Here is a 24,178-nt window from a genome sequence, read left to right on the forward strand (position 1 = left end):
CGCTCCTCGCACTTCTTGAAGCGTCCCGCGTGGCCGCTTCTTATTAATCACCCGAACAGTTGCATACTTCCGAGGTTCCAGTCTGACAACGGGGCGGCACTGCTTTTCATCGGCTCATCCGTCAGACGCATGGTACGCGTCGAGGCTTAGTCGCGGCGGATAAAGCACACCTCTTGGACGCGCGGGCGCAAGCTCTGCGTCCCTCCGGTCGCTGATTCACAGGCTGGTTTGTCTTCAGACGCCAATTCAGCAGTAGTCCCTCGTTGTCGAACCTCTTGTGCGGACCTCAAGCCGCTGGGCTCGAGGAGAATTGAATGTTTGCGGCGGTGCGAACGGGCCGGAGCTAGCAGACTTTTTTCTCTGCGCACAATACGATCCTGTCTCGCGTTGAAGGGGTGCGACCTTGCGCAATATTCCATTTTGTTGAACGACCAATAGTCGGACGGGGGGAACGGAACATCTCTCATTACCGACGGGAGCAGCCTTCAGATGATCTCCGCGTGATCACTGGCATCGTTCATCTTTTGAAACGTCGCTGCCGCCTGGCGCGCGCTACGGATACGCAAATTATCGACGCCACGCACGTCAAATGGCACCGCTTGCCAGCGAGCGGAACGATTGGGAGCGCAACCAGGTTATTGGCCGCTTGCGCGCAGGGACAGCAAGAAGATCCACGCAGTCGCAGATGCTGATGGGCCCGATCGCAATCCTGCTGACGTGGATGAGGCGCATGACTGCCGGTCGCTGAACGCTTTTGTTCACTTGGAAACCGAACGCCGTTCGCGCACCGAGCCCTCCTGAGAGACGGACGCTACCAGCGTGCCGTCACGCGTGAAGATCAAGCCGCGCGCAAGACCGCGTCCGCCTTGCGCGCTCGGCGACTCTTTCGCGTAAAGTAGCCACTCGTCGGCGCGAAACGGGCGATGAAACCATATTGCGTGATCGAGGCTCGCCGAGATCATGTGCCCGTCGAACAGAGTGCGGCCATAGCGCACCATTACCGCATCGAGCAGCGACAAATCTGAGGCATAGGCCAGCGCGCACATATGCAGCGCAGGATCATCGCGCAGCTTTGCTGCGGCTTTGATCCAAATATGAAAGCGGCCGTCGTCGATCTTCTGACCGACATAACGGCCAATCTCGACCGGACGCAATTCAATCGGTCGATCGAAGTCATAATAGCGCCGGATGAATTCCGGCATGTCAGGAAACATCGGCCGCTTGGATAGTTCCTCGGCGGTAAGCCCTTCTGGCGGCGGAACATCGGGCATGTCGTTTTGGTGGTCGAAGGCGCCTTGCTCGCCTGCATGAAAGGACACCATGATGGAAGAGATTGCCTTACCCGCCTGGATCGCGGTGACGTTCCGTGTCGAATAGCTCTTACCATCGCGCAGCCGTTGGACCTGGTAGATGATCGGAACCTGCGGGTCACCGGCCTGAATAAAATAGCCATGCAGCGAATGCGGCAGCCTGTCTTCGACGGTGCGACATGCCGCGACCATCGCTTGCCCTATCACCTGCCCGCCGAACACCCGCTGCGAGCGAGTGTTCGAATGTTTGCCGCGAAACAGGTTCACCTCGATCGGTTCAAGGTCGAAGATGGCGGATAGATCGATTGAGGTTTTTGACATTGACGCACTTTCGTTCTTCTTCGGCATCATTCCCCGGCACGGCGGCCCAGTGACGAAGCCGAGCTCTCGAGATCTGGCATTCTTTCGCGCCACCCAGAGGGGTTCTTGTTTTTCGTCCATCTTTTCGCAGCTAAGGACCCCCAACTGCGACTATGCTGAGTCTATTGACATTGATTTGGACAGATCGAGAAGTCCTAGTTGGACTCCTGCGACCGGGACTACCGCGTCGACCATTTCCAATGATGCTCCCCCCAGCAATCACCGTGCCACGAGGGTATACTTGAACAGATGCGAAATCGATGTGCTCATCCCGCGCCGGCAATAACACTTGCGCTTACTGTCGGACTGCCAACATAGACGTCAACCGGACACGGCCCGAACACGACAACGCACATGAAAGAGACATGAACGCATCTCGTGCCGGAGGATCGACGGCGCTGGGATCTTCGAAATTATCATCACGTCTATACTGACGTGAAGGCTCAGCGTCGCTCGCGAACCGAGCCTTCCTGGGCGACAGACGCGACCAGCGTGCCGTCAGGCTTGAAGATTAAGCCGCGCACGAGACCGCGTCCGTCTTGCGCGCTCGGCGACTCTTTGGCGTAAAGTAGCCACTCGTCGGCCCGAAGCGGGCGGTGGAACCACATTGCGTGGTCGAGACTTGCAATCATCATCCGCTTGTCGAACAGTGGGCGCTCGTAGCGCGCCGTTACCGCATCGAGCAGCGAGTAATCGGAGGCATAGGCCAGCGCACACATATGCAGCGCTGGATCGTCGCGCAACCTCGCTGCGGCCTTGATCCAGATATGAACGCGACCGTCATCAATTTTCTGACCGACATAACGGCCGATCTCGACCGGGCGCAACTCTATCGCGTAATAGCGGCGGATGAACTCCGTCGTTTCGCAATACATCGGCTGCTTAGGCAGTTTCCCCGCCATGAGCTTTTCCGGCAGCGGCACTCGGGGCATCTTGTCCTGGTGGTGAAAGGCGCTCTCCTCCCCGGCATGGAACGATACCACGATCGAGAAGATTGCGTTGCCATGCTGGATTGCGGTGACGCGGCGCGTCGAATAGCTCTTGCCCTCACGCAACCGTTCGACCTGGTAAATGATCGGCACCTGGGGGTCGCCGGGCCGGATGAAATAGCCGTGCAGCGAGTTCGGTAGCCGACCCTCGACCGTGCGGCATGCCCCAATCATCGCCTGCCCGATCACCTGGCCGCCAAACACGCGTTGCGCGTTGGTGTTCGGACTCTTGCCACGAAATAGGTTCGTTTCGATCGGTTCCACGTCGAAGATAGCGAGCAGGTCGATCAGGCTTTCGGACATTGATGTGCTTTCGGTTTTCTTTGGCATCATTCCCGGGCATGGCACACAGCCGTGAACCAAAAAATTTCGAGATTTCAGGGCGTTCTTTCGAACCGCACAATGCAAACGCAAATTTGCGGGACGGCACGCGACAGTGCAACTGTCTATGGTATTGAGTTGGATAGATCGAGACCTTCTCATGAACTCCGGGCTGTCGGCATTTCGCAACGATGCTTTACGCTCGCTACAGCAATCGGCGTGCCATAAAACGCTGTGCATGCCAGAGGAGATGCAAATCCATCTACTTTGTGCCGCGCCGACGAAATACTTACACCCTAGCGTCGCGCTCCGAACATAGATATGAAACCGGACACGGCTGAGCACGACAACGACGCGAAGGACACCCGTCGCCTCGCCGAACGTTTGGCGATGACGGTCCTTCGAAATTATCTCACAGGTGACGCTTCGTATTAGATTCGACGTCCCTTGCACTTTCGCAATTAGAACAAAGAAACGCGTCCGCGCTGTCATGCGCAGAAATAAGCCTACAGCGGCCTCTAATCTCGCAAGCCCTTCTGCCCCCTGCGTCTCCAAGGCAGTCCGGGAAAGGAGCTTCGAGGTCGATCGTTGCAATGGATCGCCTTCCATCCGGCTTCTCCGCTGGGCGAGCTGTTGCCCAGCTGACGAGCGCTATGGTCTACTCATCCTCCGCGCCAAAGGTGCGCGCGCTAGCTGGCGCCACCCGCGGTTTGCATCTGGCAACGGCTGCGCAGCGCGGCCAGCAAGGTCAGTGTTGCGACAACGCGCTCGGCGGAAGCTCCATCCTCGATGGCCGGCGCGGCTCTTCTCCTACGACGCTCACACCGCTAGCCCGCTCTGAAGCAGTACTGCAGTACACTCGCAGCACGCCCGCCGTAAAATATGAGTAGTAGATAGCCGCTCACATCTCACTTTCCGCGGCTTGGCGGACCACCAAGCGCGGCCGGTCGTTCAGGCGGATCACCAGGCGGCAGCAGAGGGAACGGCTCTTTTCAGATTTGCGCCTTCGCCTTGCGGGATCGTGATTGGGGCAAAGCAACGCTGGCACCAAGCGCCGCCTCGCCATACCGGCAGGCGTCGATTCCCGGGCGCTAAGGCCCGCACGGGCGTCGCCGATTCCGTTGGCATCTTCACCTAGACAGCTCAGCCCAGCAGCGTCTGCCCATTTCTGGCGACGGTAACTTGGCGCTCCCGAACATGAGCTTCGAACGAAATCGAATCGCCGTCCTTCCATAGATTCACCGTAATGATCTCACCCGGAAACACCGGGGCAGAAAAGCGGACGCGATGACGATGGAAGGCAGAGGGATCGTAGTCAGCATACGTCTGCAACACGGCTCTGCAGGTCAGTCCATAGGTGCACATACCGTGGAGAATGGGCTTGGGAAAACCGGCCTTACGCGCGAATTCCGGGTCGCTGTGCAAGGGATTTCGATCACCCGATAGACGATAGAGCAGTGCTTGGTCGGGCCGGATCGGGATATCGACTGATCTGTCCGGCGCTCGCCGAGGTACTTGGTGCGGCTCGGGCATTCCCTCTGATGGTCCACCGAAGCCACCGTCGCCCCTGGCAAAAATCGAAGAAGCGATCGTGACGATCCTGTCACCCTCGCCATCTTTGACGACGACTTCGTTCTGAATGATCGCGCCTTTCTCCTCGCCCTTGTCGTAGACGCCGCGCACGCGCGCATCCGCCGTAACGCTGGCCGCGACAGGCATCGGCTTGTGAAATGTGATGTCGCGTTCGCCATCAACGACCATGACGCGGTCGATGTCGATGAATCCGGGTCGAGCCCCCCAGACGCAGACCGACGCAAAGGTGGGCACCACCTTCAGCGGCTTCGATATTGCAAATGCCTCGTTGACAAACTGCAGCTCCTTTAGGCTCAGAGGATCGGAGCCCATGCCTATGCCAAGCGCATAAAGCATCACCTCGCGATCGCTCCACGAATAGGGAGCGGCTTCGGTCTTGAGATCGAGTATGGCGGGATAATCGATCGGCATCGGGCCGCTCCCTCGTTGTCGTTACGCTTTGACGTCAGGCCATCTTATAGAGCGGCAGTGGAGGTCCACGTTCGATCACCATTTGTGTACATGCGAGCGGGCCGTTGATGGCCATGGCCCAAGGTTTGGCGAGGTTTATGTCGCAACGGCACCGAGAAGTGGCGGCTCTGCTCGAACAGAACCTTGTTATCGCGACCTCGCCCCTTCTCAACACGCGCACATAAGTGCGGCTCATGCGCTCGGGCGTCGCAAGATCGGCGCTGGCTGACAGCGCTTTTTGCATGCGGTGATGGCGACGCCTCTGACGGCGGAAGTTGAGCCGGACCCCAATTCGAGGCTTGGCTGCTCGCTGGCTCTCCACGGCATAGGTATCGACATAATCGCGCGAAGAGTTGGCGCCGCCGCGGATCGCGATGCTCATGCTGGCCGCTCATCATCTGGACTTCGGCGGGATCCACCGCATCGAGGCCGAAGGCGCAGAACAGACTGATCTGCACCTCAGGCATGGCTTCATCTAGTCCCACTTTCAGCGCTACGAAGCGGCGTTGCCGTTCCACGTTATACACTTTCCAGGCTGGAACTTCGCCACGGGCTGGCCTCTTAGCCGACTCTCCCCTTTAATGGAATGAGCCAGCGATTCCATGCGCAGCACCATGTTGCACTCCGAAGCTATTGCCAAAGCTGCGCGGCTTTGTGCGTGAGCTTTTTTGTTCAGGACCGGCGACACACAGGTTGAAGGGAACAGCATCCATCGTCTTCCGTGCGAGATTGGCGCCCCAACCGTGTTGCTGCATCTCAATAGCAACGGCCATGCCAGCGTCTCACCGCTATCTAAGCGTCTGATCACGCATTCGAAACTCCGACAACATCCAAGTCCCCCAGTGTTCTGAACCTAACGGGGGCTTGTGCCTGTCAGAAATTGGACAAGAACCGAGCGCTCGGCGCCGCCAGGACGCGGCTTAAAGGCTCAGCGAAATGGATTTGACCTTCAATTTTCCGCCGCTCTCCCGGCGCAACTTTTCCAATCCGTGCTAGGCCACTTTGAGCGCAGCGTCGCAGCCTTGGCCTTCGTACGGCGATATATACTGACGTTTCCTACCTGGCGGCACCAGGCGCGAATCGCACCGCCCGCCGATCGCACCCATGGTCCTGAAAGCTGTGAAGGCGTTCTTTCCAGTTGGTGGTCTAAATTGGAGTGATTTTCCCTCAAGCTGTTAGCATGCGCATGCAGCTGATGGACCTTGATTGACAAATCGGACAACCTCATCGCAGCCGGGAAATGTCGGCACCCGGATGAGGCAAACCGAACGTAGCGTAGACGCGGCAAACGGAGGCGAATGACCAACGCGGATAATTGCAGACACAGTCCACGGGAAGTTGCACCACTCTGCGCGCCCTCTCCATTAAGTAACTGAGCGGACAAACATGTTTGCCAGGTAACCAAAGCGCATGGACCCAGACGGAGGCACGGAACGGGATGAAGTTATTGGACAAAGTCCCCTCGCTCCGTACGTTCTTATGATAATCGAGCCGGATCAGGTGGTGCCAACTCCACGAGCAGTTCGTTGAACAGCTCGCCGAACAGGTCGCGCGGATCAGAGGGCGGATGGCAATAGCCTGCAGCTTCTGCACGGCTCGGTGACGCCGCTAGGATCGTCCCGTTTGTCCGAGAGGATGATGATCCATCTCGCTGAGACGAATGTTCATGCTAGGCGAGCGACCCTTGTCGCAGGCGTTTGCGTGGAAGCACGAAGAACGTCGTTCGGAACACCCATCCGCATAGTTCCTCGGGGCACACGGCCTGCCAGCTCCTGATAATCGTACTCAAGTCTGACGCACCATATAGGCGTGACCAAAAGGCGTCCGATTGTCGGGTTTCGATGCTTCGCATGGGTCTGGTGTGACCGGCTAGCTCGTCGCCGAGACCCTACCGCTGGCTTGCCGTTCGAACAGCCATTGATAGATGCCGCCGGCCCGAGTCAGGGAGGCGTGGGTGCCCTGCTCGACGATCTCACCGCGATCGAACACCAGAATGCGATCGAGGTCGCGCACCGCCGATAGCCGGTGCGCGATAACGATCGAAGTGCGTCCCTTCATCAACCGCTCCATCGCCTGCTGGATCAGCCCCTCCGATTCCGAATCGAGGCTCGACGTCGCCTCGTCCAGAACCAACACCGGCGCGTCCGCGAGGAACGCCCGCGCCAGCGCGATCCGCTGCCGCTCACCGCCCGACAGCTTAACGCCGCGCTCGCCGACCAGCGTGCCATAACCCTTCGGCAGCCGCAGGATGAAGTCATGCGCATTGGCGAGCCGCGCTGCCTGCTCGATCGCCGCCATGGTGGCGCCGGGCCGGCCGTAGGCGATGTTCTCAGCCAGGGAGCGGTGAAACAGGATCGGCTCCTGCTGCACGATCGCGATCTGGCTGCGCAGCGATTGCTGTGTCGCTTTGGCAATATCTTGGCCGTCGATCAGGATCCTCCCGCCGGAGAGATCATACAGGCGCTGCACCAACTTGACGAACGTGGTCTTGCCGGAGCCGGAACGGCCGACCAGCCCAACGCGTTCGCCGGCGCGGATGTCGATCGACAAACCCTCGTAAAACGGCGCGCGGCCCCCCCCGTAGTGAAAGGTCACATCCTCGAATGTGATCCTTCCGCCCTGAATATCGATCGGTTTGGCGCCGGGTGCATCGATGATGCCGATCGGCTCGCCACTAATTGTAACAAGTTCCACCATGTCGTTCACCGAACGCTGCAAATTGTTGATGTGCATGCCGACCTCGCGCAAATAGGCGTGAATCAGATAATAGCTAGTCAGCACATAGGTGACGTCGCCTGCGGAGGCGTGCCCTGCTATCCACAGCAGGATAGCGCGCCAATTACCGAACCACGAAAGCACAAGAGCATCACGTGCTGCAACACATTGGTGGCGTTGCCACGCAGCCACGTGCGCGATACCCGTGCCTGCCAGCGGTTGATGACACCGTTGAGCCGCGCATCCTCGCGCGCCTCCGCGCCAAATGATTTCACCACGGGGTTGCAGGTGAGCGCGTCCGCCAGCGTACCCCCGACCTTGGTATCCCAGGCATTGGCTATTCGTGCAGTTGGCACGATGTAGCCGATCGTCATCGCTATCGTGATCGCGACATAGATTACGGTGCCGACAACGATCACGCTGCCCAGTGCGGGCCAGTGCAGGCCGAGCAGGATCATCGATCCCACGAGCACGGCGAGCGACGGCCACAATGCCATCAGTATGATGCTATTGAGCAGGTCGAGCGCCCACATGCCGCGCGTGATCTTGCGCACGGTCGAGCCGGCGAAGGAATTGGAGTGCCAATCGGTCGAGAAGCGCTGCACCCGCATGAAGGCTTCGCGCACCACATCCGAGATCGTGTTAAGCGTGAATAGCACAATCGCCTGCAGGCCAACAAACCGCAGGATGAGCGACATGAGACCCAGCGCGACGATGCCGCCGAACGCAACGAGCGCCGCATGCCGTGCGGCCAAATCGGACGGACCCGACGTTAATGCATCGACCAGATGGCCCGAATAGACTGGCATGAACAGGTCGGCGACCGATGCACCTAAGAAGCCGACGAAGACGATCGTGAGGCGGACAGGCTGCTTCAGCCACTGCTGGAACACGAAAAGGATCACTTCGCGGATCGCGGCGGGTCGTTTGTCGTCGGAAACAATCATGGCGCAATCCGGCCGCACTCACAGCGCGTGGCCACTCCATCTAAATTGACGCGCGGTGGCGCAAGGAACGACAGAGGAGTCATCGGAAAACAGTAGGTTGTTGGGTGCTTTGGGCGAGCGGGACGTTGGTCCGGATCAACGCCGGCGGTCAACGGCACGGACGAAAACCCAAAGAACAGCGGGCGTAGGCGCGCGATCGTTGAACAAGATATGACCACGAAAAGCCTCGCCCGTTGGAGTGACGAGGCGCAGCCTACGGATGTATTGGGTGCAATCTGCCAAATGGCAAGCCCGTGAGCGCATCCATCTCAATGCGCGTCGTCGAATGACGCCGCCACGGTGGCGGCCTCGTTTGTAGCCGATCTGGCCATCTTGCAAGAACACAGGGGCATCGGTGACGTTGCGGTAGATTGATGGACCGTAGTCACCGAAGGATTTCCGGCCACAGTCGCCGCCGACGAGCACGCCAATAGATCCTCCGGTCCACCTCCACAGTCCAGGCGGGATCTTCACCGCAGGCTCGAGATCCGCTGAATTGGCAGTACCGCTTGCAACAAGCGTAACCGTTGTGTCGTCACGCCAAAAACGCACTTCAGTTCGCATCATAAACTTTCACAAGGTGCATATTCCCGACTTGCACACACGTCCATCGATGGAACGAGTGCGACATCCCTGCTCTAGGCGTCAGCTCACATAACCGACGCGCTGAAATGGCCTGACGCTGTTACGCCGTGTTCGCGCCCCTTTCTTGCGGCCGCAGGATTTGGGGCCGCGAAAGCCAATCGCCTGCTCTGGTTTTGTGCGCGACGTCGCGTTCGCAAACAGTTTGTTGTCGTGGACACAAGCCGCGCGCTTCCTTTCAGATAGAAGGCGCTGTGCACGCACCGGCTAATTCCGGCGGCGACAGATTTGCTCGGCCTAGCCATTGCCCCGTCTCTTGCTCCAGCACCATGCAACAGTGCGGCCGCACTTCTTTGTCGGTATGTCTCCGCTGCAGCACGAATGTGCTCACGACTCGAACACCGGGGAAACAGAGTATCGGTCGTCTGGCTCCTCTGTCGCTGCCTTTGAACAGCAATAACCATGCCAGCACCTTGCAAACGTGTTAAGCTGTTGTTTGGGATTGGAAAAGCCGTACGTCGGCAGGCGACGGCTGGTTGTTTTGAGCGCGACGGCCGTCATACCGACGACAGAAACCGAACAGGATGGGCGGTCGTTTGCACCCGAAAGAACGCCTTGCTGCGTTTGTCAGCACGGCTGAGCTGATCCTAGTGGCAGACCCAATCATCGTTGAAATTTCGCTCTGGCCCAATGCATGGCCAGAGCATCAAGCGCAGCTACGTTGGGATTACGCGTATTTCCTTTATCGAGCAAGGCGCGCGTCCGATTCCACGAGTGGCACGTCGATTGCTAATGCGACAGACCCCGCAGCCCGAGAGCAGTGGGATTCTTCCGGCGTTATCGATGAAGATTGCTTAGATCGGTACAATGAATGCGCGAAGAAGATTTTTGGTTCTCGACAAACATCAACAAAGCTGCTGAGAACCTCGCCCCGCAGGCCAATGAGAACGCTGCACCGCTCTAACAGGGGACCATGCCATCAAGATTAGCTCGAGTGAGGGACATGACCGACAGCTTCATCGACCGACTCTGCAAGGCGCTCCGCAAGGGTTCGGTGCTGACTGGCACGGACATTGACTCTCGCTATTACCACGATTTGGCCGGTAAACCGGTCGCGCAGCCGCGAGCGGTCGTCCGTCCAAGGACGACGGAAGATGTCTCGGCCTTGCTTCGGCTCTGTCACGGCGAAAAAGTGCCACTGACGACGCAGGGCGGCATGACCGGGTTGGTGCGCGGCGCTCTGCCGAATCCGAATGAAATTGTGCTGTCGATGGAACTTATGAATGCGGTCGAGGAGGTGGACATCTCGTCAGGCGCAGCCGTGGCGCAGGCCGGCACGCCGCTGCAAAAGATTCAGGAACGGGTCGGGCAGGAAGGGTACATGTTCCCGCTCGATCTCGCCGCGCGCGGTAGCTGTACTATCGGCGGCAACATCTCGACAAATGCCGGCGGCAATCGCGTGATTCGGTACGGCATGACGCGCGACTTGATCCTCGGCCTCGAAGTCGTTACCGCCGATGGCACGGTGCTACAGGGCTTACGCAAATACATCAAGAACAATACTGGCATCGATCTTAAGCAGCTTTTCATCGGCAGCGAGGGGGTTCTCGGCGTGGTGACGCGAGCCGCCTTGCGCATCTTTCCCGCCCCTAGGGAGCGGCAAGTGGCGCTTTGCGCCCTGCCCTCTTTTACACGAGTCATCTCGATCTTAGGAATGGCGCGAAAACATCTGGGCGGAGAACTGTCAGCATTTGAGGTGATGTGGAACGAGTACTACCGCCTCGCGCTCGAGCGCGTGAACGGCATGGTTCGGCCGCTGCCGGTCGATTATCCCTTTTATGTCTTGATCGAGGCCTCTGGTGACGATGCCCATCGTGTCCACGCCGATCTCGAAAAGCTGCTCGATACGGCAATGCGCGCGAACATGATCCTTGACGCGACGCTCTCGACGTCGAATGCATCTGCAGCAGCGATATGGCGTATCCGCGATTGCAGCTTAGAACTTGCCCGGACGTTTCCTTATGCTGCACGTATCGCCCTCGACGTCAGTATCGCCATCAACCGGATGGATCAGTATGTGAAGACAATTGTCGCGCGTATTAAGGAGATCGACCCCGGCGCGTTCACGATCGTCTTCGGCCACGCCGGCGATGGTAACCTGCATATCGAGCTACATCACGAGCACACGCCCGACAGGCGGCAGGAATTGGAGAGGCTTGCTTATCAGATCACCAGTGAATTCGGCGGATCAATCTCAGCGGAACACGGCATCGGCATAGTTAAGCGGCCCTATCTGCAGATGAGTAGGACATGGGAGGAAATCGAAACCATGCGTACGCTCAAGCGAGTGCTCGATCCGAACAATATCCTGAACCCGGGACGAATTTTCATGATGTGAGAGGATGCGGGGGCGGCGCGGGTATCTCGGTCGGAACGGTCGAACGTGCGTGAGGTCGTTGGGCAAGTGGAGGCCCAACACCTTGTCGTCGCCCTGCACCCTCACGGTGTACGGCGTGCTCCGTTCGATACCCATAAGGAGATAGCCGAGATGCGCGACGGTCTCGAACTGGTCGCGTTACCAATGCTGCATCTCTCACCGTTTGGCGCGGATAGAGCTCGCCTTGATTGAAGGAGACAATGCGCCAACAATTCAGGAATTTGAGCCTGCTAACGGTGCCTTTCGCCCTCGCGGCACCTTGCGCGATGTCGCGTCTGCTCGTCACTGGCTACAGCTTGCAAATTCTCTGTTGTTGTTCGCGTGGCGTGCAGTAGCGGCTGGCGAGCACGGCCCAATCAGGATCATCGCCTGATCCTGAAAGCACTGCGATCGGGCAACGTCGATCAGGTTCGTAACCCGCTCGCGCGCCACATTCAACCGATTGAGCGGCTTGCCCTTCCAACCTCCTGACGGGAATGAGACTGGTGAATTCCGTTGCAGCCCACAAGGACTATCTTAGCATTACAGTTGCTTTGTTTGCGGGCTTCTGAATCCATGGGCAACCATGATTCGAATGTCGTGGACGCGGGCCGCGTCGGTTGAGGAGACGCTTGCGTTGTGGGCGGCGTCGCTTCGAGAGGTCAAGCAGCGGATACGTCCGTTGTTCACGCAAGAGCGTGTGGCGACGAATGCAGGCCTGTTCCTGGAAGGTCTGCTCGGAGATGAGCAGCGCAAGACCGGTTGGATGCGCGCGGAGGCGGCTGGCGATCCCGGCCCATGGCGGCAGCAGGCGATCCTGGGTCGCGGGGATTGGGACGCTGATGCCCTGCGCGACATCGTCCGGGACTATGTCATCGAGCATTTGGCGGATGACGATGCGGTGCTGGTGATCGACGAGACCGGCTTTCTCAAGCAGGGTAAGGCCTCGTGCGGAGTGGCGCGGCAATACACTGGTTCGGCAGGGAAGATCACGAACTGCCAGATCGGCGTCTTCGCTACCTACGTTTCGCGTCATGGTCATGCGTTCATCGATCGCGCGTTGTATCTTCCGAAGGAATGGACCGACGATCCAGATCGTCTGGAAGCCGCATACGTGCCTGCCGATGTCGGCTTTGCGACCAAACCAAAGCTTGCGACGAGAATGATCGCACGTGCGATAGCCGCGTCTGTACCATTCAAGTGGGTTGCCGGTGACACGGTCTACGGTGTTGGCGATATCGAACAGCAGCTACGGCGGGCAGGCAAAGGCTATGTGCTCGGGGTCAGCAGCTCTCATGTCTTCCGATCCTGGGGCAAGCGACAGCCGGTCGCCGGCAAGGCCGAAGACATCGCCCGGACGCGGCGCCCGTCCGACTGGAAGCGCTTGTCGGCGGGAGCCGGAACCAAAGGACCGAGGCTGCATGACTGGTGTTATCTCGAACTGGCCGATCTCGAGGTCGAGCAGTTCAACAGCGCAAATGATGGTTTATGGACGCGCGGTCTGCTGATCCGTCGCCATATCGCCGATGGCGATCTCGCCTTCTTCACCACCTGGTGCCCAGCGGGAACATCAATTGAAACGCTGGTCGCGGTCGAAGGCCATCGATGGGCGATCGAGGACAGCTTTGAAACCGCGAAAAACGAGTTCGGGCTCGATCACAACGAGAGCAGGTCCTGGCATGGCTGGCATCGCCACGTGTCCCTGGTGATGCTCGCCTTCGCCATGATGGCGGCGATCCGCCATCGCGCCAATCCGCCACCGCCCAAAAAAACCAAACGCCGCCCCCCGGCAAAAGCCAAAGCACACCCACGCCGCCGCTGATCCGTTGGTCAATCCAGGAAATCCGCCGCATCGCCATCAGGCTTGCTCGAAAGCGGATCCAACCCGCGCATGTCATCGCATGGTCATTCTGGCGCAGAGCTCACCAGGCTGCCGCTCAGCGCGCGCATCTCAAAGCAAAACGGCAACTGTAATGTTAGTGTCTGTCCGGGAACATCTTGAATCATCGGAATCATTTGTGATTCAAGGGTGGCGGTCCGATTCGAAGGGGCGCCCATGTGGACGAAGGAGAACCGCGGTCGTTACGACCGAAGCCGGCTACGCTATCCAAGCGATTTGACTGATGAGGAATGGGCGTTGGTGGAGCCGCTGATTGCGCCAGCCAAGCGAGGCGGCAACAAGCGCACGGTCGATGTGCGCGAGGTGATCAATGGCCTGATGTATGTGCTGAGCACCGGTTGCCAATGGCGAGCGATCCCGAAGGACCTGCCGCCACGCAGCACGGTGCACGACTATTTTGACTTGTGGGCTTGGAACGGCACGCTCGATCGCATCCATCACGCGCTCTATGTACAATGTCGAGAATTGGCTAACCGAGAACCCAGCCCGAGCGCCGCCATCATCGACAGTCAAAGCGTCAAGAGCGCGGAAAAAGGGGGGCGTGGATCGACCCGCATGGCTACGATGCGGGCAAGAAGATCAAGGGCAAGAAGCGCCACATCCTAGTCGATACTCAAGGCTTGCTGCTCCACGCCCTCGTGCATTCGGCGGACATCCAGGATCGTGACGGTGGGGTGCTGGTGATGGCCACGCTGTTTGGCCTGCATCCATTCCTGCTGAAGCTCTATGCTGACGGCGGCTATCAGGGGCCGATCTTTCAGTCCGCCGTTCGCAAAATCCTCCGGCAAATCGACGTCGAGATCGTCAAGCGCTCCGATACAGCAAAGAGTTTTGCGATCTTGCCCAAGCGATGGATCGTCGAACGCACCATCGCCTGGCTCAACCGCTGCCGCCGTTTGGCCAAGGATTGGGAGTGCCTCAACCGAAAGGCATTGGCGTTCTTGCGCCTCGCCTCAATCCGCCTCATGCTGCGAAAGCTCTGCCAAAAAACAGCATGATCCCGGACAGACTCTTAGAGCGTCGAACCACCGTATTGCGGCGCGACGCGCCGGCGACGACCATGCGCCGAGGCAGTTAAAGTAGAGCTTCGATCCAGCTGCCTCCGGCTCGGGAGCGTGCCTTTGTTTACCAGACGACGCTACGCCGCTTCGATGACAAGGAACTGCCTGAGATAGGATCGTCCGTTTCATTATCGGCGAACCGATCCTTCCCGCCGGTAGAATTATGCTTAGGCGTGGGGCCGTGCCATGCCGCGAACTCTCGCCGGGCGCTGAACATGTTCGGATCTGGCGCGGTCGCAGCGAGAGCCGTGGCCGTTATGGGACCAATCCCCGGAATGAAGGAAAGCAATTTCGCGCCACCGGATTTACTTTGTGGATCTGAGCCAGCTCTCGCTAGATGGCATCCACTTGCTGGTCGAATTCCTTCAATAGGTTCACAAGAACAGCCAGTGTCGTACGGGCATTGGCTGGCAGCGGCAACCCGTCGCCACCCAGCACGGCCACCGACCCCTCCACCTTTGCCGGCCCTGTCCAACCAAGAACCCGAATTAGAGCAGAATGAGCTCGGATAGCGTAAGCCCTCATGGTTCTCCGGCGCACCAGCAGCCCTGCTGCTCGATGGTGCATCAAGGCGCCCTGGTTCGGGCGGCGGCCAAGACTACGCGGCCACTGTTCCGGGGGGTTGCTGCCGGACTCACGCCAACGGATGCTGAATGAACGCCCTCGGCCTAAAGGGCAAACTCTGAACGAGGGCGGTCACGTACGGACCTGGCTCGTAAACAACAAATGCCTAGATGGATGGCTAGCTGATCAGGAAGTGCCTTCGCTGCGTCAAGGACTCGCGCATCAGCCGGCGCGTCTCAACCCGAAAACGAAATGGATCAGGTGTCCTCCAACTTCGCACCATCAATGATGAAGTCCCACCTGCGGACCGTCAGAAGACGCCAGGGGGAGATCGCCGAAAAGTTTGCAAATCTCACCAGGACGTCATGGCGCATCGCAAAAAGAGCTGCCCGAATGGCACGCGCCTTCGCGCTCGCCGCCGGCCTGTTTGAGTTTTGCGGGTGCTGCGGCGGCCCTACTCCCTCGCGGGCCCCGGCATATGCGAATCCCCATGGCTCCGAGGCATCGAATTGCATCATTTCGCGTCAACCGTCGCTTAGCTCAGTCCGCGATGGCTGCACCTTTTTCGCGCGCGCATCGGTGACGGATTGACGCAGGCTGTGGTCAATGCATGCCTGTGAGCTCGTCGCTCGAGTCACCACTCGCGGATGAACACGGTGGGAGCCTTTCAAGGGCTACATCATCGGAGCGCTGGTCAAGCGCGTCTGACCAACTTGAAGGCTAAAGGGTTCATGGGTTCGATGCCAATGTTCGGCATTGCGACAAGGGCGGAGACGTCGGGTTCTAAAATTATTCAATCTCCTCGTAGCGATTCCACTTCTGGGGATTTTGGGGCCGAGCGGCTGGCTCGTTTTTGTTCGTCCGGAAGCGTTGCCGCTCGCCTCCGCCTATGCGGCAAAAATCTTCTGCTCGAACCTATTGTCAAACTCATGAACATCGACGTCGACCGCGCCAACCGGCATGTCGAGGCCGCACTTTTCGGCCTGTTCGGGAAGCGTTACGCCGCATATGTCGAGGGGCGTGGTTGCACACTGGTTTCAAGAGACAAAATCCGGGCTCCTGCCGCCACACCGCTGTTGCTAGCGCTGGCGACTGCTGACGCCCTTTAGTCGACCGGCGAGACGCGCATTTGTCCGATGATCGTCGTTAGCGGGCGGTGCTGAACGATCCGGCTCTTCAGGGACCGGGGTTGCGCGCGATCGTCGTTGCCCATGACGGGCGCATTGTCGGCGAGTACCTATGAAGGCTTCAACGCTTCGACGCCCTGGGCTGGTCATGACGAAAACCGTCAATGCCGCCATGATCGGAATGGCGATCAAGGACGGCAAGCTTTCGCTGGATCAGAAGGGTCTGTTTCCGAATGGACCGGGGACGCGCGCGCCGATATCTCGGTGGCCCACTTGATGGCCATGTCCAGCGGTTTGGAATTCAACGAGGACGAGGGCCTCGTCAACGACGCCGCGGGTATTGAATTCTTGGTGAGAGATGCGGCGCCTTTTGCGAGCGAGAAAGTGCTCGTCGCCGCGCCCGGAACGACATTTCATAATGGGTCAGGATCGTCCGTCCTGTCGGCGCGGATTTGGCAGAACGCGATCGGAGCGGCTGCGCGGGCTTTTCCGCAGGAACGATGTCAAGCCTCCCGAGTGAACGTCACGCCGCCGAGCTCATGCTTCTGTCCGTGGTCAACGCCTGGCCGCCACATCATGCTGTCAGAGGAAGCGGTGAGCCTATCTAGATACGCGCGGTTCGTCGGATGACGGCCACTGGGCGTGTAACGGCTTCACCGGATCCACCGTCCCGGCGACGGGACTTCGGGCCACTAGGCTTCAGTTCAGCCCGGTTGCGTTCGTAATCTCCTCGAGTGCTCTATGCTGTGATCGGCACCGCTTCTGACCATGATAAGTTGTGCCCTCGACTCAGATCCGATGCAGGATCACTGCGAGCTTGCGTGCCAGGCGACTTTTGCGCGCTTCGAACCTCGCCACTTGGCGACGTCCATCCCCCAACGCTTGAGTCTTGAGAACCGCGTGATGCACGATAGCAGAACGTTGGCAGCCTCATACAACACCGTGCGCACGATCTCGTCCCGGCCAGCGTGATTCCGCCCGTGACGTCCTTTTCTCCGGACTGGTATTTCTTGGGCGTGAGCCCGAACAGCGCGCCCGCCGCCTTCGATTTTAAGATGCGATGAGGGTCATCAATCGCCGATTTGTAGTAATAGCCAGCAGGGGACCAACGCCTGGCAGTGTCATTAGCCGGCGACAGACCGCGTCGTCACGCACTTGCCAGCACAGCCTTTTGTCCTCCCGTGAGCTATCGCCAATTTTTGGTGACGGCCGGAGCCGGTCAGGCGGCGGCGGTTGCGGGCTGACCGTCGGTCGGCTTGGCGATGACCTCGATCCCGTTGTTGAATGTCACACCGAGAACGAGTTTTGGCAACTGGTTGTGGCCATCGAGACGACGCCAATTTTTCTGGGCGCCCTCGACCAGTTTGAAGACCATCGCGAGCGCGGTCTTGTTGGATAGACAGCCCTTCGATCGGATCGTGCGATGACGCACGGTGGCGAAGGTGCTTTCGATGGGGTTGGTCGTGCGCAGGTGTTTCCAATGCTCTGCCGGGAAGTCGTAGAAAGCCAGCAGCGTGTCTCGATCCTTGCGCAGGCAATCGGCGGCCTTCTCGTATTTCAGCGCGTAGCTCTCGATGAAGGCGTCGAACGCCAGCTCGGCTGTGGCCTTGGTTTCGGCCATCCATATCTCCTGCAACGCGCGTTTGGCTTTCGGCTGCTGGCTCTTCGGCAGCTTGGCAAGTACGTTGGCGGTCTTGTGCACCCAGCAGCGCTGCTCGCGCGTTTTCGGCCAGACCTCACCGGCCGCCTTCCAGAACCCGAGTGCGCCATCGGCGATGACGAGCTGCGGGGGCACGTCGAGCCCGCGCCGCTTCAGGTCGAGCAGCAGATCGCGCCAGTCGTGCGCGCTCTCACGGGCGCCATCGGTGAAGCCGACCAGTTCCTTGCGGCCCTCCGGCGTCGCGCCGATCAGCACGAGGATGCACTGCTTTTCGTCTTCGAGGCGGGCTTCGAGATGGATGCCATCAGCCCAGATGTAGACGTAGCGCTTGGCCGACAGATCGCGCTTCTGCCACGCGCCGTGCTCGTCGAGCCAGCCGTCCTTCAGTCGGCCGATGGCGGATGCCGACAACCCGGCAGCATCCTTGCCAAGCAGCGCCGCCAGCGCTTCGGAGAAGTCGCCAGTCGAAATACCCTTCAGATATAGGATCGGCAACAGCGTTTCGATCGACTTCGAGCGGCGCATGTAGGGCGACAGGATCGACGGCGAGAACCGGATGCGGCCAGGATCGGCAGCGGCCACCTCACGATCGCGTACACGTGGCTGGCGGACGGCGACCGGACCGATGCCGGTCATCACCTCGCGCTCCGGCAGGTGACCGTGGCGGACGACGCGCTGGTGGCCGTCCCGGGTCTTCAAATCGGCATGCTGGCCGAGAAAGTCCGCGACCTCAGCCTCGACCGCTTTGGCGAGAAGGGCACGTGCCCCGTTGCGCAAGACTTCTGTGAGTTGATCGTCGAAGATTCCTGGCTGAATCAGTTGGATGACGTTATCGTTGGACACGGCATATCGCTCCTTCGGTGGAGAAGTGGAGGCGTCAAGCACCCCCACGATATGCCGCCTTCCCGATTCCCGCCGTCACCAACTTTCGGCGACAGCTCTCCTCCCGTACTCTGCCTTCAAGGCCGATCGGGCCGAAAGCATCGCTGTGGCAAGGCGCTCCAATGTCGCTTGCCCCGCAACCAACTCTCGGATCCGCGCTTCGAAATTCTTCTGCGTCACGGGGCCAACCTTCAGTCCAAAGCCACGCAAAATCCCGCGGATGCTCAATTCCACATCGACAAGTCGCCCAAGAAGCTGCTTGCGCGCAACCAGCAGCGCTCGAATCTCTTCAGCCCCTATCGACTTTGCGTGCACCGAGCGGAACCATCCCATCCGGATCAGCTGGGCAATCCCGCGTGCATCTTTGCGATCAGTCTTCACCGTCATCGCTGATAATGCTGCCTTCACATGCCGTGTTTCCAGCAGGACCGTCTCGAATCCCGCTCTTTTCAGGCCCGCATGCAGCCATTGCGACAGCGGCCCAGCCTCCAGCCCGATCCGCTTCACTCAAAAGCCAAGCGTCTCGAAAATTCAGCCAAGGCGTAGGGTTCGCTCGCGACCTTCGCTTCCTTCAGGATCTTACCCTGGGCATCCACGACGCATACGCTCGACAGTTCCAATGAAACGTCAATTCCGGCATAGTTCTCCACGGCTGTCCTCCGTCTCCAGATGCTTGGGGCCGACTCAAGTTGTGACCCCGTTTCATCATCTATCGGAGGACAGCCACCATCATCACCCCTTGCTCGGAGGAGGGCCCATTATGGCATCTAGTCCGCAAGGTCCCGCTTGATCCGTCTTCCGTGAACCGGCCCGGCTTCTGTCAACCCCCATCCGAGTGACGGGCTCTACCAAGTCTTGGAGAAGATTGCGCGGCTGGGGTCAGTTAGAAGCTCCTCAAGGCTAATATCCTTTGGAATGGGCCTCCTCTACGAAGCTGGAATGGCCAATGTCGAGAGATAACCACTTTACCAGCGAAAGGACTTTGTCGATCTTGCTAGATCGGACTTTGCTGGCTCTGTCCGCCGCAACTACAGCAATCCTTTTCGTGTGGCTGCTATACTACAGCAGTTACGGTCTCATTCTAAGCGACGAGGGTTTCTGGCTCACCTCCATGGCCAACCCATTCGCCTACTCAATCAGTATTCCGCCGACCTTTTTCGACTTTGTCCATCACTGGCCTTATCAGTGGGCCGGGGGCGATATCGCAGTACTTCGCATGGCAAACGTCGCGCTCACCATGGCGCTGGGCTGGATTCTCAGCTTCCTGGCGGTCCGGCGCCTCTGGACGCCGGTGGGCTGGCCGCATGCGGCAGCGCTATCTGCAGGGATTGCCAGCCTTGCATTAGTTGTCTTTCGCTGGCGAGCACTCACCCCTAACTACTACACACTGAACCTTCAATCGGTCTTGATAGTGATGATTGGCTTGCTGCTAACCGGCCCCCCAGGGCGCATCCGCCAAGTGTTAGGGTGTATCCTGGTCGGCGTTGGCGGCTGGTGCTGCTTTATGGCCAGGCCTCCCACCGCTGTAGCCATCGCCATTGTCGTTGTGCTCTATTTCGTCGTTTTGCGACGAAAGTCGCTGCTGCCCATTCTTGGCGCGGCGTTGGTCGCTCTCGCTCTACTGATTGTTACCGCCCATTTAATCGGCGGCGGGATCACCGGGCTGGTGACTCGTATCGTCAACGGCTCTGAGGGGGTCGCCCTGCTGGATGCCGGCTACGAGGTCTTTCACATTCTCCGGATCGATTGGCTCGAAACCAGTCTCTCGCAACTTGCTATCGCCGTGTTAGTGGCTACAGCCCTTCTGCTCAATATTTTCATGGGGTCTAAGCTCAAGCTGCTCACGTCGCTGGCTCTCGCTGCGGTGTTGATCGTGACAATAGCACTTGCGCTGCTGGGGATCGATCTGATCAGCATCAAGCTCTCGACGCTGTTCCTTGTACCGGCCTTCACATGCCTTGGCGGCATGTTCTATCGTAAGGGAATGGTTCTGCGCACCCACACTCCCACCAGCATCGCTCTAGCGCTAACCTTTTTGATCGTTCCGCACCTGCTCGCACTGAGCTCCAGAGTCAACTACTGGATCGTTGGTTCGGAAGGCTGCTTGTTCTGGATGCTTGCCCTCGTTGCATTCCTGAGCCCTCTGGCACAACGGGGCCGCAGCGTCACCACCATTCTGCCCCTGACGGTGCTGGCACAGTTGCTCACTGCCTCAGTTGTCAATGCGGGCATGCTCAACCCGTGGGCGCAGATGAAAGATCTGCGCGCCTATGCCGCTATCACGTCCCTGTCAAGTGGTGGAAAATTAGTGCTCTCGCAACCCCTCCACGACTATCTAGTCATGGCAAGAGCCCGGGCTCGTGCGGCCGGCCTTGAAATCGGTACCCCCGTGGTCGACCTCTCCAACGCGCCGACCCTACTCTATGTGCTCGAGACACGAGCGCTTGGTCTGCCATGGCTGCAAGGAGGATTACCCGGCAGTAACGCAGTTGCGGTGAAAGCGCTTAGACTTGAGAACTGCGCCGATCTGGCCAAAGCGTGGATCCTGATCGCACCAGATGGCCCGCGTCATCTTGACCAAGCCAGCGTCATGGCTTCGTTCGGAAGCGGGCAAGTGGACTACGCCGCCGCCGCTACACTCGAAACCCCCGTCATTGACGGGTACTATCCGAATGCTCACAGGCAGGTTTTGTTGAAACCCGTACGCCCTTCCGCGCTGGCGGAGCAATCCTGCCTTGAAGCCAGGCGACAACGGCCGGATAGCGAGAAATAGGCTCATCGTGAACCGGTGATCGACCTTAGCCCGAGATCGAGCTCGGCGGTGCCAATTCTGCGGCCCATCCTTCAAATCTACTCGCGATAGGGTGTCAATGATTTTGTGATCTGCTGCGGCTATATGGTCAAGGAATAGATCCCAACTAATGCCCGCACGTGTCGGATGACACCCTGGAAATGAAAAGTAATCGCATGGGTCACAAGCTCCGTGGCGAACCCCGGAAGGTGGCGGACCGGCGAGAAGATCATAACTCGTGGTCGGCTTAAGCGAGTTCCTAACTACCTGAACGATGATGACGCCTTTCACCTATGGCGATGGTGTGGGAGCCATTCGACATAGGGGCATTGATCGTCTTCCACCTCGCCATGGTAGGCTCGCGCTCTCGAAATTCGTGCTGATCACCCTTCCGCTTTCAAGGAAAACCCGTGCGTGACGGGGATGATTAATGGCGGCTTCTTAGTGCGTCGTCGAAAATAACTGGCCTGCTGGTGGATGACGAGAAACGCGAACAAATCCTGGGTTTGGGCCCAAGTACAATTCACGATCTCGTAGCTCTGAACGTAATGTAGAACGTACTGTATGATGGCTGCGGACTTAGCTTGTAACATCCAGACTTGAGGGCAAGTTTCACGACCTAGACGGCGTTCGTGTCTGCCCAAATCATCACATTGGTGACGGCGCGGCATCATTCGTGCGCTACTGAACGTGCGACGCAGCCAGCTGCCATACGGGCGATGGACAGTTTTCGATGGTTTGCGTGATGCACCATGTCCCTCCGCCCGAATAGGAGAGGTTCACTGCTGAGGCGTATTGCGTGACTGTGCCGGGGCTCATGCGCGCATGCTCGTACTGCGATCAGCGCGACTCGTACCGGTAATCCCTGCTTCGATGCTTGCTGCGTTTGAATTTGATCCGATGCAGCTGGTGCGGCGAGCTACGCCAGGATGACGGTCGCCGGATTCGAAGCGCACAATCGTGGCTAGGAGTGACACGTCTCTAGCAATGCGCCTCGCTGATAACAGCTGCTGCTAAATCTATCGCCGAACGAGCGCGACAGAATCCAAGATATGCCACGGGATCACATCCCGATCAGCAAAGTCTCTTCTCTTCAACAACATAGACAGGTGCGCGGTTGTATTATCTCCGCCAAATCTCCACCTTTTCCTGGGCGTCCGCAAGGCTGAGGAACCAGTGGGTGTTTGAGGCATTCAGCCCGGAAGAAGCGTCCGTTGAAGGCCTCGATCAACGCATTGTCGCTCGACTTGCCGGGCCGCGAGAAGTCCAACGTGACGCCGCGCTGGTAGACCCATAGGTCAAGATCGCGCGACACGAACTCGCTGCCCCGATCGACGCGGATCGTCGCCGGGAGTCTCACTTTCCAGGCCCTTTCTAGGATCGCCACGACGTCGCTGCCGCGGAAGGTGAGCCGGGGCTGCAGCGCCGGCGAGACGCGGGAGAAGATATCGACGATCGTGAGCACGGGCAGCTTATGCCCGTCGCCAACTGATCGTGGACAAAATCCATCGCCCTGGTCTTGTTCGACCGCGTCGCCCGCCGGCGATCATTGCGCAGCTTGGCCATGACCGGCGCTTCGGCGTCTTGTTACGTAACTGCAGGCCCACTCGCGATAGATGCGCCGTGCCTTGCTCTGACCGTGGCGCCAACTGTCGCAGCAGGACGTGAGCGCGGCGGCACCGTAGCGAACGCGTGTATGACAGATCTCCTTGATCCGATGTTCGGGGGCAGCCTGGCCGGAGCGACGCGATTGTAGTGGTAGGTCGATCGATCAAACTCGACCGCCGCGCTGGCCCGGCGGATCGACACCTTGCACTCGCTACGGACTTCGTCGACCAGCTTGTGCTTCGGCCAGGCCTCATAGCTTTCGGCGGATCACGCCCTGCAGCATCTCCTTGTCGAGCGAGAGAACGGCGACCAGGTTCTTCAGCTTGACGTTCTCGTCCTCGAGCTGCTTCAGCCGCATTTCGGTCGGCAACAGCCCGTCATACTTCGTCTTCGAGTTGAAATAGGTCGCCGGCCTTGCGGCAGATCTCCGCAACGGGCACGCCGTGGGGGGCACTGCTTGAGAATGAACGCCTTCTGGGCATCTGAAAACTTCGAGGCCTTCATCGTTCTTCGCTCCTCCCATCCAGGAATCGGTGCGAAAAACTCTAGCCAACAATCTCCAGTTTGCCGACCTCAGAGCACAGAAAGAAGCAGGCCTATTTTTACGGTCACCCGACCCATCTTCGAGTCGAAAGCTCGCATCCGGTTAAGGTGATCAAGCGCGATCGTCTGGCGAAACCCGGTGGCTGCGTCCTCGTAGGCCCTGCCATTGCCGCGGGCAATTGCGTGATCGCCCTGGGCCGACGCGCGTTGGGCGGCATCAGCTGTGCGGGGATGAATCATTTCGGCGGCGATGATGGGATAGCGGCCCACCCCGAAATCGCCGTCAATATCTTCAGCTCCTCGGTCCTCATTCAGGTCGT

At 59.0% G+C, this 24,178-nt stretch carries 11 protein-coding genes and 6 pseudogenes; 6 read left to right on the top strand and 11 right to left on the bottom strand.

The features are described from left to right. Positions 1-758 precede the first annotated feature (758 nt). The 6 genes and pseudogenes from tesB to IVB18_RS42400 form a co-directional block, all read right to left on the bottom strand. The gene (gene tesB / locus IVB18_RS42375) at positions 759-1,631 is read right to left on the bottom strand and encodes an acyl-CoA thioesterase II (protein WP_247991864.1); all 873 of its coding nucleotides are present in this window, start codon (positions 1,629-1,631) and stop codon (positions 759-761) included. A 482-nt stretch (positions 1,632-2,113) separates the two neighbouring features. Then, positions 2,114-2,962, bottom strand: coding sequence for an acyl-CoA thioesterase II (locus IVB18_RS42380; RefSeq protein WP_247991865.1), 849 nt, complete (start codon positions 2,960-2,962; stop codon positions 2,114-2,116). A 1,161-nt stretch (positions 2,963-4,123) separates the two neighbouring features. Beyond that, complete coding sequence (locus IVB18_RS42385; protein ID WP_247986063.1) at positions 4,124-4,984, bottom strand: MaoC/PaaZ C-terminal domain-containing protein; 861 nt, start codon at positions 4,982-4,984, stop codon at positions 4,124-4,126. A gap of 337 nt (positions 4,985-5,321) precedes the next feature. Further along, positions 5,322-5,526, bottom strand: a pseudogene (locus tag IVB18_RS42390) (acetyl-CoA C-acyltransferase); the annotation flags it as partial. A 75-nt stretch (positions 5,527-5,601) separates the two neighbouring features. Next, on the bottom strand, positions 5,602-5,796 hold the full coding sequence (locus IVB18_RS42395; protein WP_247986064.1) for a hypothetical protein: 195 nt from the start codon (positions 5,794-5,796) through the stop codon (positions 5,602-5,604). Positions 5,797-6,892: 1,096 nt separating this feature from the next. Next, positions 6,893-8,685 (bottom strand): annotated as a pseudogene (locus IVB18_RS42400) (ABC transporter ATP-binding protein). A 1,624-nt stretch (positions 8,686-10,309) separates the two neighbouring features. On the opposite strand from IVB18_RS42400, the gene IVB18_RS42405 reads away from it, so the two are divergent. From IVB18_RS42405 to IVB18_RS42425, 5 genes and pseudogenes are all read left to right on the top strand, one after another. Next, complete coding sequence (locus IVB18_RS42405) at positions 10,310-11,704, top strand: FAD-binding oxidoreductase (protein ID WP_247986065.1); 1,395 nt, start codon at positions 10,310-10,312, stop codon at positions 11,702-11,704. Positions 11,705-12,308: 604 nt separating this feature from the next. Beyond that, entirely contained in the window at positions 12,309-13,544 is a 1,236-nt protein-coding gene (locus tag IVB18_RS42410; RefSeq protein ID WP_247983811.1) for an IS701 family transposase, read from the top strand. Between the two features lie 234 nt (positions 13,545-13,778). Continuing rightward, positions 13,779-14,620 (top strand): annotated as a pseudogene (locus IVB18_RS42415) (IS5 family transposase). 1,373 nt (positions 14,621-15,993) lie between these two features. Beyond that, complete coding sequence (locus tag IVB18_RS42420; protein ID WP_247986066.1) at positions 15,994-16,356, top strand: hypothetical protein; 363 nt, start codon at positions 15,994-15,996, stop codon at positions 16,354-16,356. Positions 16,357-16,458: 102 nt separating this feature from the next. Next, positions 16,459-17,004, top strand: coding sequence for a hypothetical protein (locus tag IVB18_RS42425; RefSeq protein WP_247986067.1), 546 nt, complete (start codon positions 16,459-16,461; stop codon positions 17,002-17,004). 159 nt (positions 17,005-17,163) lie between these two features. Here IVB18_RS42425 and IVB18_RS42430 read toward each other — a convergent pair. The 3 genes and pseudogenes from IVB18_RS42430 to IVB18_RS42440 form a co-directional block, all read right to left on the bottom strand. Further along, a pseudogene (locus IVB18_RS42430) lies at positions 17,164-17,547 on the bottom strand (transposase); the annotation flags it as partial. 46 nt (positions 17,548-17,593) lie between these two features. Then, positions 17,594-18,877 carry an IS256 family transposase gene (locus IVB18_RS42435; protein ID WP_247986068.1) on the bottom strand — a complete coding sequence of 428 codons (1,284 nt, stop codon included), beginning with the start codon at positions 18,875-18,877 and terminating at the stop codon, positions 17,594-17,596. 99 nt (positions 18,878-18,976) lie between these two features. Continuing rightward, positions 18,977-19,569 (bottom strand): annotated as a pseudogene (locus IVB18_RS42440) (transposase); the annotation flags it as partial. Positions 19,570-19,862: 293 nt separating this feature from the next. On the opposite strand from IVB18_RS42440, the gene IVB18_RS42445 reads away from it, so the two are divergent. After that, a complete protein-coding gene (locus tag IVB18_RS42445; protein ID WP_247986069.1) occupies positions 19,863-21,689 on the top strand; it encodes a hypothetical protein in 1,827 nt (608 codons plus the stop codon). A 1,143-nt stretch (positions 21,690-22,832) separates the two neighbouring features. Here the strand turns inward: IVB18_RS42445 and IVB18_RS42450 are convergent. Continuing rightward, a pseudogene (locus IVB18_RS42450) lies at positions 22,833-23,819 on the bottom strand (IS3 family transposase); the annotation flags it as partial. A 69-nt stretch (positions 23,820-23,888) separates the two neighbouring features. After that, on the bottom strand, positions 23,889-24,128 hold the full coding sequence (locus IVB18_RS42455; RefSeq protein WP_247986070.1) for an FAD-dependent oxidoreductase: 240 nt from the start codon (positions 24,126-24,128) through the stop codon (positions 23,889-23,891). Positions 24,129-24,178: the final 50 nt, after the last annotated feature.

Source organism: Bradyrhizobium sp. 186, from assembly GCF_023101685.1.
GTDB lineage: Bacteria > Pseudomonadota > Alphaproteobacteria > Rhizobiales > Xanthobacteraceae > Bradyrhizobium.